Genomic DNA, 17855 nt, shown 5'->3' on the forward strand with positions numbered 1-17855 from the left:
GGGCGCACCCGGCCGGGGGGGGGCGGGGGGGGGGGGGGGGCCGGGCTTGGCCAGCAACCCCACCACCACAGGCCAAACGCCGCGAGCAGGGGGGGCGCGAGCCAGATCGTCATGCCGTCGACGCCCGCCTGCCGCCCCAGCACCCAGGCGAGCGCCAGCGCGGTCAGGAACATCGGCACCGAGAGGATGCGCCTGAGCGTCGCCATCCACGCGCCGGGCTTCGGCAGCATCCGGCGGAAGGCGGGGACGAAGCCGAGCAGCAGGAAGGGCAGGGCGATGCCGAGCCCGAGCCCGCCGAAGATCGCCAGCGCGGCCGGCCAGGGCAGGATCAGCGCCGCGCCGAGCGCCGAGGCCATGAACGGGCCGGTGCAGGGCGTCGCGATGAATGCCGCCAGCGCGCCGGTGGCGAAGGCGCCGCCGGTGCCCTTCGACGCGGCGCGATTGATGAAGCCCGGCGCATTGATCTCGAACAGCCCGGCCAGGTTGAGCGCGATCGCCGTGACGAGCAGCAGCAGGACCAGGATCACGCGCGGATCCTGGAGCTGGAACGCCCAGCCGACGGTCGCGCCGCCCGCGCGCACCGCCAGCAATATGCCGCCCAGCGCCAGGCACACCGCAACCACGCCGGCGGTATAGGCCAGCGCCTCACCGCGCGGATTGCCCTCGCCGTGATTGGCCTTGGCGAGGCTCAGCGCCTTGAGGCTCAGGATCGGGAAGACGCACGGCATGATGTTGAGGATCAGCCCGCCCAGCACCGCGCCGGCAAAGGCGAGCAGCGCGGAGAGCCAGACCGATCCGCTCGGCGCCGCGGCCGATGCGGGCGCGACCGTGCCGGGCGCCGCATGGACGATGAAACCCTGATCGCCGAGCGCGAGCACGCCGTCGATCGCGCCCGGACTGCCCTTGGCGGCGGTCTCGATCACGATCCGGTCGCCGTCGCGCGTCACTTTCTGCTGCGCGGCATAATCGATCGTGTCGGTGGTGAGCGGATAGAAATAGCCGTCCCCGGCGGCTGCGCCGGCGGGATAGGGCACGGCGATACGGATGCGGCCGTTCTCGACCTGATAGGTCGCCGGGGTGCCGAGCGGCCTGGGCAGCGCCGCGCGCCATTTGTCGAAATCGGCGCGGCGTTCGGGCGAAACGGCACCGTCGCCGATCGTCAGCGTGGTGGCGAGATCGACCTTTTCGGGCACGCACAGCGAATCGGTGCAGACCAGATAGTCGAGGTTCACCTTGACCGGCAGCGTGCCGCGTGCGCCGGCCGGGATCTTCAGCGTCGCCAGCCGGACGAACTGCCCCTCATAGACATAGTTCATCAGCCCGGCGATCAGCAGGCGCTGGGGCACCGGATAGCGCAGCGGCCCGGCGGCGGCGCCTTGCGGCAGCGTCCAGGTCGCCCTGGCCGGCAGCCCTGCGTCGCCCGGATTCTCCCAATAGGCGTGCCAGCCCTTGTCGGGCGTGGAGACGAAGGCGAGGGTGATTTCGCTGCCCGCGGCGGGGGAGCCGGTCTCGGCGATCAGCTCGGTATGGACATGCGGACCCGGGCCGATCGGTTGCGCCGCCGCCGGGGCAATGCTCAGCGCGAGGAGAATCGACATCAAAGCGAAACGAAGCAAGGCCATGGCCCGTCCTTGCCCAGCTTGCGTCGATGGACAATAGCTGGGTGCATTCTTTCCTCGCGCCGGAGCCGGCTCCCATGAAGTTCGCGTCCACTTTCGCCGCTGCAATCGCCCTGTTCGCCGCCGTTCCGTCGTCCGCGCAGGAAGCTGCGCCCACCGCGCCCCGCACCCCGCCCAAGCTGGTGGTGGTGATCTCGGTCGACCAGTTCTCGGCCGATCTCTTCGCCGAATATCGCGCCCAGTTCACGCAAGGGTTCGCGCGGCTGATGTCGGGCGCGGTGTTTCCCGCGGGCTATCAGAGCCACGCCGCGACCGAGACCTGCCCCGGCCATTCGACGATCCTGACCGGCGATCATCCCTCGCGCACGGGCATCATCGCCAACGACTGGACCGACTTCAACACCGCCCGCACCGACAAGACCGTCTATTGCGCCGAGGACGAGAGCGTCCCCGGCAGCGATTCGAGCAACTACACCGTCTCCGACAAGCATCTGAAGGTGCCGACCTTGGGCGAGTGGATGAAGCTCGCCGATCCGCAGTCCCGCGTCGTTTCCGTCGCGGGCAAGGATCGCGCGGCGGTGATGATGGGCGGCCACAAGGTCGATGAGCTTTGGTGGTGGAACGGCAAGGCGTTCGTTTCCTATGCCGGCCGCGCCGAACCGGCGATGGTCACGCGGATGAACGCGAGCACCGCCGCCCGCATCGCCGAGGCGCAGGAGCCGCTGAACCTCCCCGCCTTCTGCCAGGCGCGCAGCCGGGCGATCCCGCTGGGTGCCGGCAAGACGGTGGGTGATGGCCGCTTCGCGCGTCCGGCGGGCAGTTCCGGGCAGTTCCGCGCCTCGCCCGAGTTCGACGACGCGATCCTCGCGCTCGGCGCCGGCATCGCCACCGACATGAAGCTGGGCCAGGGCGCGCATACCGACCTGCTGATCCTGGGCGCCTCGGCGACGGATTATGTCGGCCACACCTATGGCACCGAAGGCAGCGAGATGTGCCTGCAGCTCTTCTCGCTCGACCAGACGCTGGGCCGGCTGTTCGCGGTGCTCGACAAGACCGGCGTGGACTATGCGGTGGTGCTCACCGCCGATCATGGCGGCCACGACCTGCCCGAGCGCAACCGCGAGCATGCCGCGCCGATGGCCGAGCGCATCGATCCGGCGCTCAATCCGTTCGCGATGGGCAAGGATATCGGCGCGAAGATGGGCCTGACCGGGCGAGTGCTCGGCGGCAGCGCGGCCGGCGACATCTATATCGATCCCAAGCTCACCAAGGCGCAGCATGACGCCGTGCAGGCGGAAGTCATCAAGCGCTATTCGGCGCATCCGCAGGTGCAGGCGATCTTCACCCGCGCCCAGATCATGGCGACCGCGCCGGCTACTACGCCGCCCGAGACCTGGACGCTGCTGGAGCGCGCCCGCGCGTCCTTCGATCCGCAGCATTCGGGCGATCTGGTCGCGGCGCTCAAGCCGCGCGTCACGCCGATCGCCGATCCGACCCGGGGCTCGGTGGCGACGCATGGCAGCTTCTGGGACTATGACCGCCGCGTGCCGATCCTGTTCTGGCAGAAGGGCATGACCGGCTTCGAGCAGCCGTTGTCGGTGGAGACGGTGGACATCGCCCCGACGCTCGCCGGGCTGATCCATGTGCCCGTGCCGGTGGCGATCGACGGCCGCTGCCTCGATCTGGATGCCGGCGCGGGAGATACGTGCAAATAATCTAATCTCCCTCTCCCCTCCGGGGAGAGGGTCGAGGAGAGGGGCAAGTGCGGTGCGCTATCGATAGGCCCCTCTCCCCAGCCCTCTCCCCGATGGGGAGAGGGAGCTAACGCCGCTCGAAAGCCCGGATGCCCGGTCCGAGCCGGTTGTTCGCCAGCACGATCTCGCTGCCCGACAGATCCGCCACGAATGCCGGATTCCCCGGCGCGCCCGGCGCCATCGTCGCGACATTGTCCTCCACGCGCAGCCCCACGGCCGAATAGGTTCGCCCCTCCGCCGCCACCACGATCAGCCCGGAATAATTCTCCTTGCCCTTGCCCTGGACGAAGGTGTTCCGCGCGATCAGCCCGGTGCCGCCCTCGGACAGGTCGATCATGTAGTTGGTCTTGCGACCCTTGCTGTCGTCGAAGCTGTTGCCGGTGATCGTGACGCGCGGCGCGCGCAGCTTGACGTAATGGCCGCCGGTGCCGCGCTCGAAGCGCGAATTGGTGATCGTCACCTGGCCGTTCAGCCCGAGATAGATCGAATGGCTGCAATCGACCGTCTCGTCGCACTGGCCGAGCCCGGCGAAGGTCGAGCGGTCGATCGTTATGCTGCGCACCGTCTCGTGTCCGCCGCCAAGGATGCCTTCCTGGCTATCTAGGAACATGGAATTGCTGACGGTCAGGTCGCCCATCTCGATGCGGATTCCGGCGCCGTTGCCGTCGCTTACCCGCATGCCGCGGAAGACGATCCCGTCCACCACCGATCCGCGCCCGCGCAGCACGAACGCCGCCTTGCCCTCGCAGGTCTCGCCCTCGAAGATCGCGGTGCCAGGCTGGACGGCCTTGTAGGTGATCCTGCCGCCGGTCTGGACGGTGCAGTCGTGATAGGTGCCCGGCGCGATCAGGATCGTCGCGGTCCCGTCGCGGATCGCCGTCACGGCATCGTCGAGATGGGCATAGCCCCGGCCGGTCTCGGCGACCGTGAACGGCGCGCGTTCCTGCGCGGCGGCGGGAGAGGCGAGGGCGGCCAGCAGCAGGAGCCCCTTCACCGCGTCGACTCGTGCAGCACGCGCTCGGCGAACAGCCGGTTGACGAAGGTCAGATTGCCGCGCGGATCGGCATAGGGTGGATCGACATGCTTCTCTCGTGCCAGCAGCTCGGCGAGCGTGCCGTCGGCCGAGGGCGTGTCGGGCTGGGCGCTGTGGATCGGATCGGCATAGGCTTCGTCGGCGGGGACGATCTCCCAGCCGTCCGCCCGCAGCGCCTTGACCAGATCGGGCAGGAACAAAGCGGCCAGATCGGTCTCGTGCATCAGCATGACATGGATCGGCGAGCGGCCGATCGTCTTGACCATCAGCGCGTCGGCGAAGTCGGCGGCCTCCAGATGCGTCGCGATGTAGAATTTGCGCAGCGCCTCCATGTCGATCGCCTTGCCGGCCTTTTTCGCCGCGATCAGCTGGTCCTCGGTGTTCCAGTCGGAGCCCGAGGCGGTGACATAGCCGTCCTGCAACCCCCGCGCCTTCAGCACCGCGCGGATCGCGTCGCGCTTCGCCTTGTCGGTGCCGCCCTCGTCCAGGAACGGATAGCGGAACCAGGGGCGATAGCCGGGCCGGCCCTTCAGCCACGCCTCGGCCTTGTCGATCTCGGCGGTATAGGCTGCGACGCTCAGCGCCGAGAGGTGCGGATGGGTGAAGCTGTGATCGCCGATCACATGGCCGGCGCGGACATAGGCTTCGATATGCGCGACGCCGTTCACGCCGTCGCCGGTGCCGATATGGCCGGGATTGACGAAGAAGGCGGCCTGTTTGACGCCGGCCTCCTGCAGCGCCGCGATCAGCTTCTCGGTGCGCTCCTCGGGGGCGAGGAAGGGGCCGCGGCTGCGCGGCACGTCGTCGAAGGTCAGCGCGATGCGCTTCTCCTGCGCCTGGGCGGGAAGGGCAGTGAACAGCAGCAGTACCGGCAGCAGTCGCGCCAGCATCCCGATCAATCGGCTCAAGACCGTCTCCTATGACCTTCTCTACACGGCCAATAGACGCTGCCGCGACGGAGCGCCATAAGTGCCATGATGACGTGCGTGTTGCTCTTCCGATACGGCGTTTCGCCTGCTCTCGGTCGCGTGACTGGTCTGGTCGCGTGCCTAGGCGATGAAGACCTTGTCGTTGGTCCCCGTGCACTCGTTCGGAAAATAGTTGAGGTCGAAAAGCGCCGCGGCGCTGCCGCCATAGGTCTGATCCAGGGTCTGTTGTCCGATGTCGTTCGTCAGGCCCTGCGTCACGATGGCGATGGTATGCGACCTGAAACTATAGCGGATGTTCCTCTTGCCATAATTCGCGTCGTACTTGTCGAAGCTGGCCGATATCGGGTCCGCCACGCGCCCGTTGCCGGACTTGGACGTTTCGAGGTCGTTCGGATATTCCTTGGCGTGAAACACCACGATCAACCCGTCCGTCTTATGCCACAGGACATGGCCGTGAAACAGGTCGGTCCGGGAGAACACGGCACTGGCGGTGACCCTCGCCTCCTCGAACACCCCCTTGAAGAACTGGTCGGCCTCCGACTGGAACGTGCAATAGGAATAATCCCTGAATTCTCCCGTGGCGCCCTGGCTCGCCCAGTTGGACAGGCGCAGAAAATTTTGCGTGAAGGTCGCATTCTTCGAGGACAGATTGTTGATTTCCGTCGCGCGATCGGTGGCGGACCTGACTCCGCCGTCCTGCTTCGCCGGGTTGAGCAACACCGCCCGGAGATCCGAAGCCGCCCGGGATTCGTCCGTTCCGGCCGCCGATTGGAGACATCCGGGTATAGTCGGTAACGCCATGATTTCGGTCCTTCCGTTGTTCGAAAGATCAACGCGGCCCGTCTTTTGTGGAATGAATCATGTTCATCCCGTCATTGGCTTCAAGGTACAGGGATTCCCCACCGACCGAAAGCCGAATTAGCCCGATCGCGGTCGGTTCAGTCCGGTGTCCGTCCGATCGGCACGGGGAGCAGGCGGCCGCTATCGTCGCCGATCACCATCACCTCGACGCCGAAGGCTTCTCGCAAAGGCTGGTGCGCCAGCGCCTCGTTGGCGGGGCCGAAGGCGACGATCCTGCCGTCCTTCATCAGCAGCACGTCGTCGGCGGCGCGGGCGGCCTGAACGAGATCGTGAAGCACGATCACCACGCCCATGCCCCGGCTCGCGAGCAGGCGGAGCTGTTCCAGCAGGGTAAGCTGATGCACCGGATCGAGGCTGGCGAGCGGCTCGTCCGCCAGCAGCCATTGCGGCTGTCCGGCCAGCACCCGCGCGAGCAGCACCCGGGCGCGCTCGCCGCCCGAAAGCTGGGTGACGGTGCGGCCGGCAAAGCCCTGCGTCTCGGTCGCGGTCAGCGCGGCGGCAACCGCCGCATGGTCCGCCGCCGACATGCCGGCAAAGGGCGCACGGTGGGGCAGGCGGCCGAGCGCGACGACATCCTCGACGCGCAGATCCCAATGCACCATCGGATCCTGCGGCAAATAGCCGATCGTGCGGGCGCGCTCGCCGGGATCCATGCGGCCGAGCAGGCGGGAGCCGAGCCGCACTTTGCCGGCATCGGGATCGATCAGCCCGGCGAGCGTCTTGACCAGCGTCGACTTGCCCGATCCGTTGGGGCCGAGGATGGCGGTCACCCGGCCGGGCCGGAAGGTTGCGCCGATGCCCTGCAGCACGCGGCGATTGCCCAGGCTGACGGCGAGATCGGTGAAGCTCAGATCCATGCCGACCGCCGCATCCGGAGAAGGAGGAAAAAGAAGAAGGGCGTGCCCAGCATCGCCATCGCGACGCCCAGCCGGATCTCGGTCGCGCCGGGGCCGAGCCGCACCAGGCTGTCGGCCGCGAGCACCAGCGCCGCGCCGCCGAGCGCGCTCGGCACCAGCAGCGCGGAGGGCCGCGCCCCGGTGAGCGGGCGCATCAGATGCGGCACGATCAGCCCGACGAAGCCGACCACCCCGGTCACCGCGACGCCGGCGCCCACCGTCAGCCCGGTGCCCAGCACGATCAGCAACTGGGTGCGCTGGAGCTTGAGTCCCAGCGAGCGCGCGGCATCCTCGCCCAAGGTCAGCGCGTCGAGCGCGCGCGCGGTGAAGAGCAGGATCACGCAGCCGAGCGCGATGAAGGGCACCGCCAGCTTCGCCTCGGCAAAGCTGCGATCGGTGAGCGCCCCCATGATCCAGTCGATGATCTCGGCGACCGCGAACGGGTTGGGCGCGACCGAGATCAGGAAGGCGGTGAGCGCCGCCGCCAGACTGGCGAGCACGGTGCCGGCCAGGACGAAGGTCACCGCGCTTTCGGCCCGCCAGGCGAGGCCGACCAGCAGCAGCATCGAACCCGCCGCCGCGACCATCGCCGCGCCGAAGATCATCAAGGGCGCGCTGGCGGACAGCAGCACGATCGACGCGACCGCGCCCAGCGCCGCGCTGGAGGAGACGCCCACCACCGCCGGATCGGCGAGCGGATTGCGCAGATAGCCCTGCAGCACCGCGCCGGTGAGCCCCAGCCCCGCGCCGATCGCGAGGCCCAGTATCGCGCGCGGCAGGCGCAGCTCGGCGATGATCCACCAGCGCGGATCGTTGGAGAACCAGGCATCGAACGGCACCCACACCTTGCCCGCCATCAGCGATCCCGCGAACAGCAAGGCGACGAGCAGGGTGAGGCCGGAGAGGAGAAGGGCGCGGTTCACTTGATGCTCCGGCGGATCTGGGCGAGGCGCGCCATCGCCCTGGGGATAACGGGTCCGCCGCAATTGACCAGCGCGCGCGGGAAGGCGGCTTGGGTCACCTTGCTGCCGATATGGCGAAGCGCCTCGGTGCGGAGCTGGTTGGCGCGCGAGGACTGGTCGCGGCCGACTTCATCTGGGACGAGCATCACCCGCGGCGGATCGGCGACGACATGCTCGATCGGCAGATAGCCGGTGAATTTGAGGCCGTAATGCGCGGCGTGGTTCGAGAAGCCGGTGCGGGTCAGCATGTCATCGAGCAACGTGCCGCTGCCCGAGACGAGATTGCCGCCGATCCACAGCAGGGCAGGGGTCTTGGCACCCGGCCATGCCGTCGCCGCGAGCGCCCGGTCGATCCGCGCATTGATCGCCTTGCCGCCCTCGACCGCGCCCACGGCGGCGGCGAGCTCGGTCACCTGCGCCTTGCTGCGCTCGATCGTCATCGGCATGTCGAGATAGAGCGTCTTCAGCCCCGCGCGGGCGAACGCCTCGCGCGTCGAGGGCGCGGTGAAGCTGCTGGCGACCACCAGATCGGGCTGCATCGCGATGATCTCCTCGGCCGTCCCGCGATTGGCGTGGAAGCGGCGGGCGGTGTCGAGCGGGATCGAAGTCGCCATCGGATCCTGCGAATAATGGCTGATCGAGGCGATGCGCGCGGGCGGCACCAGCTCGATCAGCACCGCGTCGGCGCAGGGGTTCATCGATACGATGCCCCCGCCGCCCTGCGACGGAGGCGCCGCGCATCCCGCGGCCATCAGGCAGAGGAGCGCGGCACCGCGCATCAATCGAACTTGAGCCGCATGCCGCCATAGGCCGCGCGGCCCATCGTGCCATAGCCCGAGACGGTCTGGTATTTTTCGTCGAACAAATTCTCGACGCGGCCATAGACTTCGATCCGATCGGTGACCGGATAGGCCGCGCGGATGCCGGCGAGCGTATAGCCCTCCAGCCGCGTGAAATTGCCCGCATCGTCGAAGCTGTCGCCTACCACCAGCACTGTGCCGCCCAGGCTCAGGCCGAAGCCGAAGCGGTAATCCGCCGAGATGCTGCCGGCGTCCTGGGGACGGCGGGCGAGGTCGTTGCCGAAATTGGCGCCGGGCGAACGGTTCTCCGCATCCGCGTGCGTATAGGCGCCGCGCAGCGACAGTCCGGTGACAGGGGTGGCGACCAGCTCCAGTTCGACGCCCTCGGCGCGCGCCCTGGCGACGTTCAGATATTTGGACGTGCCCAGGTCGAAATCGATCTGGTTGTCGGTGTCGCGGTGGAACCAGGTCGCCTTGGCGGTCACGCCGGGCAGGATGCGCTGCTCGGCGCCCAGTTCATAGCTTTTGGCGGTCTCGGGTCGCAGCTTGTCGTAGCCGTAGAAGCTGAAGAGCTGGTAGAGCGTCGGCGCCTTGAAGCCCTCGCCATAGCTGGCGTGGAGGCGCGTCCCCGCGATCGGCTCGATCGCCGCGCTGGCGCCGAAGCTGGTGTGGCCGCCGAAATCGCGATGGTCGTCGTGGCGGATGCCGGCGTTGAGGCTCGCCCAGGAGACCGGGTTCGCGATCAGCTCGCCATAGAAGCTGGTGATGCCGGTCGATTCGCGGAGGCTCCCGTCGAAATAGCGGCTGTTCTCATGCTCGGCGCCGAATACCGCGCGATAGCCCTGCGCCAGTTCGGCATCGCCCTGATATTCATAGCGCTCGCTGCGCCCCCGGCCGAAGAAGCTGGGCTCGGCGCCGAACGCAGGATCGTAATTGTCGCGATTGATGTCGGCGATGGTGAAGGCCAGCCGGTTGTGGAACCTGCCGCCGAACAGGTCTGCCTTCAGCCCGGCATAGCCGTACAGTTCCTGCGCCTTTGCGTATTCGGCGTCGTCGGCGAGGATGTAGTCGGGCGCGGGGAAGCCGTCGAGATCGGCCTTGCTGTCGGCATAATAGCCGCGCAGGTCGAGCGAGACATTGTCGACGATCCTGACGCTCAGCTGGCCGGTCGCGCCGAACTGGCGATAGCCGTCGGGCTCGGTGCCCGAGGCAGCGGCCGAGATGCCGTCGGTGGTGGTGTAGCCCGCCGTCAGCGCGCCCGAGAGGCGGTCATTGCCCGCCGAGACGCCGGCGGTGCCGCTGAACGTGCCGAACGATCCGCCCTCGGCATTGCCGCGAAAGCTCAGCCCCTGGCTGCCGTCGCGCGTGACGACGTTGACGACGCCGCCGATCGCCTGGCTGCCCCAGACCACCGAGTTCGGCCCGCGCAGCACCTCGACGCGCTCGGCCGAGCCCGCGAGCAGGTTGGCGAAGTCGAAGCCGCCGCCGGGCGAGGAGGGGTCGTTGACCCGCACGCCGTCGATCAGAACCAGCGTCTGCTCCGCCTCGGCGCCGCGGATGCGGACGCTGGTGAGCGTGCCCAGCCCGCCGTTGCGCGACACGGTGACGCCTGGGACGGTGGCGAGCAGGTCGGAGAGCACCATCGTCTGGCGCTGCTCGATCTCGGCCCGCTGGAACACGGTGACCGAGCGTGAGACTTCGTCGAGCGGCTGCGGCACGCCGCTGGCGACCACGACGATGTCGCGATCGACCCTTTCGTCGGCGACGATGATCTGGTCGTCGGTCTGCGCGTGGGCGATCGCAGGTGGCAGCAGCGCCGCCGATGCGATCAGGAGATACTTGAACTTCTGCATTGCAAGACACCCTTTCGAAGGATCGCCTTGCCGGAATTGGCGCGGCGACCCGGTGTCGCTCGCGCGGGGGAATCCCCCCGTCCGCCCGGTGCACCCCGCCCGCGCGAAGGAATCGACTGTGGCGGGCAGGTCTCCTGGCTCCCGGGTCGCCGCCGGACGTGCCGCCTTCCCGAGGCACAGGCCCCAGTGGCATCGTGGCACGCCGGCTATCCGGTTACAGTTGCGGGGGCAGCCTCGGGCTTCAACCGAGTTCCCTTTTTCATCCCCCTGGCAGGGGACACCCGTCACGCGCCTGCCCTAGCGCCGATTGCCGCAGCGCGGCAACCCCCGGGGCTTCAGGGCGGAAAGGGCTATGTCTAAGCCGCTCGCTCGTTCGCAGCAGGAATCGCGCGGGGGGCACCGGCGGCCGAATCGGCCACGGCGAGATGCTTCATCCGGCCTTCGACATGGCCGCCCAGCTCGATCGTGATCGTCTGATATTCGACGTCGCCGATGATCCGCGCGCTGCGCTCGACGGTGAGCTGCTTCGCCCGCACCGCGCCTTCGATCGTACCGGCGATCCGCGCCGTCTCGGCGGTGACGTTGCCGAGGATCCGGCTCTCGGCGCCCTGCACCAGGTTGCCGCACGCCACATCGCCTTCGATTCGCCCGTCGATATGCAGGTCGGCCGTGGCGGTGACGTTGCCGCTGACGGCCACGTCGGCGCCGAATACCGAGAACATGCCGCGCTTGCCCGTGGCACCCGATTGCGATGCCGTCGCGGCACGGTTGCGATTGCCGTTGAACATGGTTGCGCTCCCCGATCGGCTGTCCCGAATCCCTGCCGCCGATTAGCACGGCGCGGGCGCCGGGCGGACTCGAAAAAGCGGTGCCGCCATGCTATATGGGGGCAGGGCCGGGACGCCCGCTCCAGGTCGGGAAACGCCCTGCCGCCGGGCGGTTGACCGGGCGGCGGCGCAACGCTATAGGCGCCCCGTTCCACGACGGGCCGGTCTCCGGCCGCAAACGCCTGTGGAACAAAGAGCTGAACGTTGCTGGAGACGCAATGGCCCGGGGGGTCGCAGACACCCGGGGCCTTTTCGTATTCTGTAGAGATTTGATTTCGTAAAGAGTCTGGGCTCCAGCAAAGTAACCGCCGGAAAATTCCGGTAACGAAAAGGTGAAGGGCTTCATGCCGACGATTAACCAGCTGGTCCGCAAGGGCCGCGAACCGCAGAAGGCCAAGTCGAAGGTTCCTGCGATGGAGCAGAACCCGCAGAAGCGCGGCGTTTGCACTCGTGTCTATACCACGACCCCGAAGAAGCCGAACTCGGCGCTCCGCAAGGTGGCCAAGGTCCGCCTGACCAACCAGCGCGAAGTCATCAGCTATATTCCGGGCGAAGGCCACAATCTGCAGGAGCACTCGGTTGTGCTCATCCGCGGCGGCCGTGTTCGCGATCTTCCCGGCGTTCGCTACCACGTCCTGCGCGGCGTGCTCGATACGCAGGGTGTGAAGGATCGCCGCCAGTCGCGTTCCAAGTACGGCGCTAAGCGTCCGAAGTAAGCCGGCCGGCTTTGCCAACCGACGCAAGTCGGACCGCGAAATGCCGACCCTCGAATGGCTGAAGTTTAGAAGGAAGATCCAATGGCTCGTCGTCGTCGTCCCGAAAAGCGGGAAATCCTGCCTGATCCTGTTTACGGGGATGAGGTTCTCACCAAGTTCATGAATTCGGTCATGCTGGACGGCAAGAAGTCCGTGGCCGAGGGCATCGTCTATTCGGCGCTCGAAACCGTCGAGCAGCGCGCCAAGCGCGAGCCGCTCGGCGTGTTCCACGATGCGCTGAACAACATCAAGCCGGGCATCGAGGTCCGCAGCCGCCGCGTCGGCGGTGCGACCTATCAGGTTCCGGTCGAAGTCCGTCCGGAGCGTGCCCAGGCGCTGGCGATCCGCTGGCTGATCACCTCGGCCCGCAATCGCAGCGAGCACACCATGTCGGCCCGCCTCTCGGGCGAGCTGATGGATGCGGCGAACAATCGCGGCAACGCCGTGAAGAAGCGCGAAGACACGCACCGCATGGCGGAAGCGAACCGCGCGTTCAGCCACTACCGCTGGTAAGGCTGGCGCCGGCAAGGCTGGCGCCGGTAATTTCAGTACCTATATCCTGGGGAGCCGCCCAAAGCGGCTCCCCGCATCGCTAAGGAAGCACCGACCATGGCCCGCAGCCATCCGCTCTCGATGTATCGCAACATCGGCATCATGGCCCACATCGATGCCGGCAAGACGACCACGACCGAGCGCATCCTCTATTACACCGGCAAGTCCTACAAGATCGGCGAAGTGCATGAAGGCACGGCGACGATGGACTGGATGGAGCAGGAGCAGGAGCGCGGGATCACGATCACGTCGGCCGCCACGACGTGCTTCTGGAACGATCACCGCATCAACATCATCGACACCCCCGGCCACGTCGACTTCACCATCGAGGTCGAGCGTTCGCTGCGCGTGCTCGATGGCGCGGTCGCGTGCTTCGACGGCGTTGCCGGCGTGGAGCCGCAGTCCGAGACCGTCTGGCGCCAGGCCGAGAAGTATCACGTGCCGCGCATGTGCTTCGTCAACAAGCTCGATCGCACCGGCGCCAATTTCGAGCGCTGCGTGGAGATGATCAAGGATCGTCTCGGCGCCCGTCCGCTTGTCCTCTATCTCCCGATCGGCATCGAGGGCGGCTTCAAGGGCCTGGTCGATCTGGTCAACAACAACGCGATCATCTGGCTCGAGGAGTCGCTGGGCGCGAAGTTCGAGATCACCGAGATCCCCGACGACCTGAAGGACGCCGCGGCGACTGCTCGTTCCGAGTTGATCGAAATGGCCGTCGAGCAGGACGACGCCCTGATGGAGGCGTATCTCGAGGGCAACGAGCCGAGCTCGGCCGACCTCAAGAAGCTGATCCGCAAGGGCACGCTGAACTTCTCGTTCGTCCCCGTGCTGTGCGGTTCGGCGTTCAAGAACAAGGGCGTGCAGCCCCTGCTCGACGCCGTGGTCGACTATCTGCCGAGCCCGCTCGACGTTCCCGCCATCAAGGGCGTCAAGCTCGACGGCGAGACGCCGGACGAGCGTCCGTCTTCGGACGAGGCTCCGTTCGCGGCGCTGGCGTTCAAGATCATGAACGATCCGTTCGTCGGCACGCTGACCTTCGCGCGCATCTATTCGGGCAAGCTCGAATCGGCTTCGACCGTCACCAATTCGGTGAAGGACAAGAAGGAAAAGGTCGGCCGCATGCTGCTGATGCATGCGAACAGCCGCGAGGACATCCAGGAGGCCTATGCCGGCGACATCGTCGCTCTCGCGGGCCTGAAGGACACGACGACCGGCGACACGCTGTGCGCCGCCAACGCGCCGATTATCCTCGAGCGGATGGAATTCCCCGAGCCCGTGATCGAGCTGTCGGTGGAGCCGAAGACCAAGGCCGACCAGGAGAAGATGGGCGTCGCGCTCAATCGCCTGGCGCGCGAGGATCCGTCGTTCCGCGTGTCTTCGGACGCCGAGAGCGGCCAGACCATCATCAAGGGCATGGGCGAGCTCCATCTCGAGATCCTGGTCGATCGCATGAAGCGCGAGTTCAAGGTCGAGGCGAATGTCGGTGCGCCGCAGGTGGCGTATCGCGAATATCTCGCCAAGCCGGTCGAGCTGACCTACACCCACAAGAAGCAGTCGGGCGGCTCGGGCCAGTTCGGCGAAGTGAAGGTCAAGGTCATCCCCGGCGAGCGTGGCTCGGGCTACCAGTTCTTCGACGAGATCAAGGGCGGCAATATTCCCAAGGAATATATCCCCTCGGTCGAGAAGGGCATGCGCGAGACGGCGGAAACGGGCTCGCTGATCGGCTTCCCGATCATCGACTTCGAAGTCCACCTGATCGACGGCAAGTATCATGACGTCGACTCGTCGGCGCTGGCGTTCGAAATCTGCGCCCGCGGTGCGATGCGCGAAGCGGCCCAGAAGGCCGGCATCAAACTGCTCGAGCCGATCATGAAGGTCGAGGTCGTCACTCCGGAGGAATATCTGGGCGACGTCATCGGCGACATGAACAGCCGTCGCGGCCAGATCCAGGGCACCGATACGCGCGGCAATGCGCAGACGGTCGAGGCCATGGTGCCGCTGGCGAACATGTTCGGCTATGTGAATCAGCTCCGCTCGTTCACCCAGGGCCGCGCGCAGTACAGCATGCAGTTCTCGCATTACGACGAAGTGCCGCAGAACGTGGCCGACGAAGTGAAGGCGAAGCTGGCGTAATCCGAAATGAGTCGCTAAGGGGCCGCGTTCGCGTGGCGCCCTGACCGGCCGCGAAATTGATCTAGAAGGTAGGAAACAATGGCGAAGGCAAAATTCGAGCGGACCAAGCCGCACCTCAACATCGGCACCATCGGTCACGTCGACCATGGCAAGACGTCGCTGACGGCCGCCATCACGAAGGTTCTGGCAGAGACCAGCGGCGGCGTCGCCGTGGACTTCGCGAACATCGACAAGGCTCCCGAAGAGCGCGAGCGCGGCATCACCATCTCGACCGCGCACGTCGAGTATGAGACGACGAACCGCCACTATGCGCACGTCGATTGCCCGGGTCACGCCGACTATGTGAAGAACATGATCACCGGTGCCGCCCAGATGGACGGCGCGATCCTGGTCGTGTCCGCCACCGACGGCCCGATGCCGCAGACCCGCGAGCACATCCTGCTCGCCCGCCAGGTCGGCGTGCCGGCGATGGTCGTGTTCATGAACAAGGTCGATCTGGTCGACGACGAGGAAATCCTCGAGCTGGTCGAGCTGGAAATCCGCGAGCTGCTCAGCTCGTACGAGTTCCCGGGCGACGACATTCCCATCATCAAGGGTTCGGCGACCTGCGCGCTCAGCGGTTCGAACGACAAGTTCGGCAAGGACGCGGTCCTTGAGCTGATGAAGGCTGTCGACGAGTACATCCCGCAGCCCGAGCGTCCGCTCGACAAGCCGTTCATGATGCCGATCGAAGACGTGTTCTCGATCTCGGGTCGCGGCACGGTCGTCACCGGCCGCGTCGAGACCGGCATCGTCAAGGTTGGCGAGGAAGTCGAGATCGTCGGCATCCACCCGACCGTCCGCAAGACCACGGTCACCGGCGTCGAGATGTTCCGCAAGCTGCTCGACCAGGGCCAGGCCGGCGACAACGTCGGCGCGCTGATCCGCGGCGTCGCTCGCGACGAAGTCGAGCGTGGCCAGGTTCTCTGCAAGCCGGGCTCGATCAAGCCGCACACCGACTTCCAGTCGGAAGTGTACGTGCTGTCGAAGGAAGAGGGTGGCCGTCACACGCCGTTCTTCGCCAACTATCGTCCGCAGTTCTACTTCCGCACGACCGACGTGACGGGCACCGTCGAGCTGCCCGAGGGCACCGAGATGGTTATGCCGGGCGACAACGTCGCGCTGGGCATCAAGCTCATCGCGCCGATCGCCATGGACGTCGGCCAGCGCTTCACGATCCGCGAGGGCGGCCGCACCGTCGGCGCCGGCGTCGTCAGCGGCATCGACAAGTAAGCTGAAGTAAAAAGCCAGGCCGCTCGGCACCCCGAAGAAAAAGGGGTGTCGGGCGGTTGCTTTTTTATGAGGGCAGCTGTAATGGCCCGCCCTTCGGTTTTAGGTTTAACAGCAAGAACCTCGGCAACGAGGTCCGCTCTTTCGCATCGGCAGGACCATGGAAACGCAGAATATCCGCATTCGCCTGAAGGCGTTCGATCATCGCGTGCTCGATCAGGCGACCGGCGACATCGCCGACACCGCCCGACGTACCGGCGCTCTCATCCGTGGTCCGATCCCGTTGCCGACGCGGATCGAGAAGTTCACGGTCAACCGTGGTCCGCACATCGACAAGAAGTCGCGCGAGCAGTTCGAAGTCCGCACCTACAAGCGTATGCTGGATATCGTGCAGCCGACCCCGCAGACGGTCGACGCGCTGATGAAGCTGGACCTCGCGGCCGGCGTCGATGTCGAGATCAAGCTGGCGTAAGCCGGTTTGCTGAAATCCCCGCGAAGGCGGGGATTTTTCGTCTCCCTCCCATCTTGCGACCAATGGCTGCATGGAAGGGTAGACAAGGAAGCGAAGCTGACGTATTGGCCCGCCTCCACATGAGATTCGCGATTCCCGTTTGAACGGATTCGCATCGTCCCTCGACCGGATCATCCCGATCCAACGCAAGGGAATTGAGCCACAGGCTCTACGAGATAGGGATACCGCCGGCCTCCTCACGGAGAACCGGGCCTGCGTCCCCCGTCGTTTCCGCTCTCGGGCGGGAATTCAGCCCAGACGGGGGCTCGCATCATATTTTGGGCTGAGGCACGCACCCGAGGGAATGGTCCCGAGGGTGCCTCTGTATGGGAGCATTGGATCATGCGCACTGGCGTGATCGCGAAGAAACTGGGGATGACCCGCCTGTTCCAGGACGACGGCCGCCACGTGCCGGTCACCGTCCTGGCGCTCGAAGGCGTTCAGGTCGTCTCCGTCCGCGAGAAGGATCGTGACGGCTACACGGCCGTCCAGCTCGGCGCCGGCACGGCGAAGAGCAAGAATGTCGCCAAGCCACAGCGCGGCCAGTTCGGCAAGGCCGAGGTGGAGCCCAAGGCGGTTCTCGCCGAGTTCCGAGTCGATGCGGACGGCCTGCTCGAAGTTGGTGCCGAGATTTCGGCCGACCATTATGTCGCCGGCCAGTATGTCGATATCCAGGGCAAGACCCAGGGCAAGGGCTTTGCGGGCGGCATGAAGCGTTGGGGCTTCGGCGGTCTGCGCGCCACCCACGGCGTCTCGGTCTCGCACCGTTCGCTCGGCTCGACCGGTCAGCGCCAGGATCCGGGCAAGGTCTTCAAGAACAAGAAGATGGCCGGCCATATGGGTGACAAGTTCCGCACCCAGCAGAATCTCGAGATCGTCGGCACCGACGTCGAGCGCGGCCTGATCTTCGTGAAGGGCTCCGTGCCCGGCTCGAAGGGTGGCTGGCTGTTCGTCAAGGACGCGGTGAAGGTCGCGCGCCACGCCGACGCGCCGTTCCCGGCCGGCCTGAAGCAGGTCGCCAACAACAACGACACCGCCCCCGCAGAGACGCCCGCCGAGGACGTTGCCGCGGTCGAGGCGACCGAAGGCCAGGAGGGCTGA

Annotated in this window: 16 protein-coding genes and 1 riboswitch; of the genes, 7 read left to right on the forward strand and 9 right to left on the reverse strand. The window is 66.7% G+C overall.

Going from position 1 to position 17855, the window contains the following annotated elements:
* Positions 1 to 1598, reverse strand: a 1598-nt coding sequence (locus HB724_RS13125; RefSeq protein ID WP_256731504.1) for a protein-disulfide reductase DsbD domain-containing protein, incomplete at its 3' end; no start/stop codon positions are given.
* A 98-nt stretch (positions 1599 to 1696) separates the two neighbouring features.
* Here HB724_RS13125 and HB724_RS13130 point away from each other — a divergent pair.
* Positions 1697 to 3334 carry an alkaline phosphatase family protein gene (locus HB724_RS13130; protein WP_213981398.1) on the forward strand — a complete coding sequence of 546 codons (1638 nt, stop codon included), beginning with the start codon at positions 1697 to 1699 and terminating at the stop codon, positions 3332 to 3334.
* A gap of 106 nt (positions 3335 to 3440) precedes the next feature.
* On the opposite strand, the gene HB724_RS13135 is transcribed toward HB724_RS13130, so the two are convergent.
* From HB724_RS13135 to HB724_RS13170, 8 genes are all read right to left on the reverse strand, one after another.
* Positions 3441 to 4367 (reverse strand): right-handed parallel beta-helix repeat-containing protein, encoded by a 927-nt coding sequence (locus tag HB724_RS13135; RefSeq protein WP_213981399.1) that lies wholly within the window; start codon positions 4365 to 4367, stop codon positions 3441 to 3443.
* Positions 4364 to 5314: a polysaccharide deacetylase family protein gene (locus tag HB724_RS13140; protein WP_256731505.1), complete on the reverse strand. Its 951-nt coding sequence runs from the start codon at positions 5312 to 5314 to the stop codon at positions 4364 to 4366. Before HB724_RS13140 ends, HB724_RS13135 begins: the two co-directional genes overlap by 4 nt.
* 141 nt (positions 5315 to 5455) lie before the next feature.
* Positions 5456 to 6136 (reverse strand): hypothetical protein, encoded by a 681-nt coding sequence (locus tag HB724_RS13145; RefSeq protein ID WP_213981400.1) that lies wholly within the window; start codon positions 6134 to 6136, stop codon positions 5456 to 5458.
* 137 nt (positions 6137 to 6273) lie between these two features.
* Positions 6274 to 7053: an ABC transporter ATP-binding protein gene (locus HB724_RS13150; RefSeq protein WP_213981401.1), complete on the reverse strand. Its 780-nt coding sequence runs from the start codon at positions 7051 to 7053 to the stop codon at positions 6274 to 6276.
* Entirely contained in the window at positions 7044 to 8015 is a 972-nt protein-coding gene (locus HB724_RS13155) for an iron chelate uptake ABC transporter family permease subunit (RefSeq protein WP_213981402.1), read from the reverse strand. Before HB724_RS13155 ends, HB724_RS13150 begins: the two co-directional genes overlap by 10 nt.
* On the reverse strand, positions 8012 to 8833 hold the full coding sequence (locus HB724_RS13160; RefSeq protein ID WP_213981403.1) for an ABC transporter substrate-binding protein: 822 nt from the start codon (positions 8831 to 8833) through the stop codon (positions 8012 to 8014). The genes HB724_RS13155 and HB724_RS13160 overlap by 4 nt, the downstream gene beginning before the upstream one ends.
* Complete coding sequence (locus HB724_RS13165) at positions 8833 to 10707, reverse strand: TonB-dependent receptor (RefSeq protein ID WP_213981404.1); 1875 nt, start codon at positions 10705 to 10707, stop codon at positions 8833 to 8835. Before HB724_RS13165 ends, HB724_RS13160 begins: the two co-directional genes overlap by 1 nt.
* Positions 10708 to 10813: 106 nt before the next feature.
* Positions 10814 to 11007, reverse strand: a riboswitch (cobalamin riboswitch).
* A gap of 56 nt (positions 11008 to 11063) precedes the next feature.
* Positions 11064 to 11495, reverse strand: coding sequence for a polymer-forming cytoskeletal protein (locus tag HB724_RS13170; protein ID WP_213981405.1), 432 nt, complete (start codon positions 11493 to 11495; stop codon positions 11064 to 11066).
* A gap of 383 nt (positions 11496 to 11878) precedes the next feature.
* On the opposite strand from HB724_RS13170, the gene rpsL reads away from it, so the two are divergent.
* The 6 genes from rpsL to rplC all read left to right on the forward strand — a co-directional run bounded on the left by rpsL (position 11879) and on the right by rplC (position 17855).
* Positions 11879 to 12250: a 30S ribosomal protein S12 gene (gene rpsL, locus HB724_RS13175; protein WP_029936467.1), complete on the forward strand. Its 372-nt coding sequence runs from the start codon at positions 11879 to 11881 to the stop codon at positions 12248 to 12250.
* 81 nt (positions 12251 to 12331) lie between these two features.
* Complete coding sequence (gene rpsG / locus HB724_RS13180) at positions 12332 to 12802, forward strand: 30S ribosomal protein S7 (RefSeq protein ID WP_213981406.1); 471 nt, start codon at positions 12332 to 12334, stop codon at positions 12800 to 12802.
* A gap of 96 nt (positions 12803 to 12898) precedes the next feature.
* Positions 12899 to 14974: an elongation factor G gene (gene fusA, locus HB724_RS13185; protein WP_213981407.1), complete on the forward strand. Its 2076-nt coding sequence runs from the start codon at positions 12899 to 12901 to the stop codon at positions 14972 to 14974.
* 78 nt (positions 14975 to 15052) lie between these two features.
* Positions 15053 to 16246, forward strand: coding sequence for an elongation factor Tu (gene tuf, locus HB724_RS13190; protein WP_213981408.1), 1194 nt, complete (start codon positions 15053 to 15055; stop codon positions 16244 to 16246).
* A gap of 157 nt (positions 16247 to 16403) precedes the next feature.
* Entirely contained in the window at positions 16404 to 16715 is a 312-nt protein-coding gene (rpsJ, locus tag HB724_RS13195) for a 30S ribosomal protein S10 (RefSeq protein WP_034161642.1), read from the forward strand.
* A 381-nt stretch (positions 16716 to 17096) separates the two neighbouring features.
* Positions 17097 to 17855, forward strand: a complete 759-nt coding sequence (gene rplC, locus HB724_RS13200) for a 50S ribosomal protein L3 (RefSeq protein ID WP_213981409.1) — start codon at positions 17097 to 17099, stop codon at positions 17853 to 17855.

The organism is Sphingomonas sp. dw_22 (assembly GCF_018449795.1).
Lineage (GTDB): Bacteria > Pseudomonadota > Alphaproteobacteria > Sphingomonadales > Sphingomonadaceae > Sphingomonas.

Excerpts from the sequence above, each read along its gene's own strand:
- HB724_RS13165 (WP_213981404.1), bottom strand. The coding sequence starts at position 10,707 with ATGCAGAAGTTCAAGTATCTCCTGATCGCATCGGCGGCGCTGCTGCCA.
- rpsJ (WP_034161642.1), top strand. The coding sequence starts at position 16,404 with ATGGAAACGCAGAATATCCGCATTCGCCTGAAGGCGTTCGATCATCGC.
- HB724_RS13150 (WP_213981401.1), bottom strand. The coding sequence starts at position 7,053 with ATGGATCTGAGCTTCACCGATCTCGCCGTCAGCCTGGGCAATCGCCGC.
- fusA (WP_213981407.1), top strand. The coding sequence starts at position 12,899 with ATGGCCCGCAGCCATCCGCTCTCGATGTATCGCAACATCGGCATCATG.
- HB724_RS13170 (WP_213981405.1), bottom strand. The coding sequence starts at position 11,495 with ATGTTCAACGGCAATCGCAACCGTGCCGCGACGGCATCGCAATCGGGT.
- HB724_RS13130 (WP_213981398.1), top strand. The coding sequence starts at position 1,697 with ATGAAGTTCGCGTCCACTTTCGCCGCTGCAATCGCCCTGTTCGCCGCC.
- HB724_RS13160 (WP_213981403.1), bottom strand. The coding sequence starts at position 8,833 with ATGCGCGGTGCCGCGCTCCTCTGCCTGATGGCCGCGGGATGCGCGGCG.
- tuf (WP_213981408.1), top strand. The coding sequence starts at position 15,053 with ATGGCGAAGGCAAAATTCGAGCGGACCAAGCCGCACCTCAACATCGGC.
- HB724_RS13145 (WP_213981400.1), bottom strand. The coding sequence starts at position 6,136 with ATGGCGTTACCGACTATACCCGGATGTCTCCAATCGGCGGCCGGAACG.
- rplC (WP_213981409.1), top strand. The coding sequence starts at position 17,097 with ATGCGCACTGGCGTGATCGCGAAGAAACTGGGGATGACCCGCCTGTTC.
- rpsL (WP_029936467.1), top strand. The coding sequence starts at position 11,879 with ATGCCGACGATTAACCAGCTGGTCCGCAAGGGCCGCGAACCGCAGAAG.
- rpsG (WP_213981406.1), top strand. The coding sequence starts at position 12,332 with ATGGCTCGTCGTCGTCGTCCCGAAAAGCGGGAAATCCTGCCTGATCCT.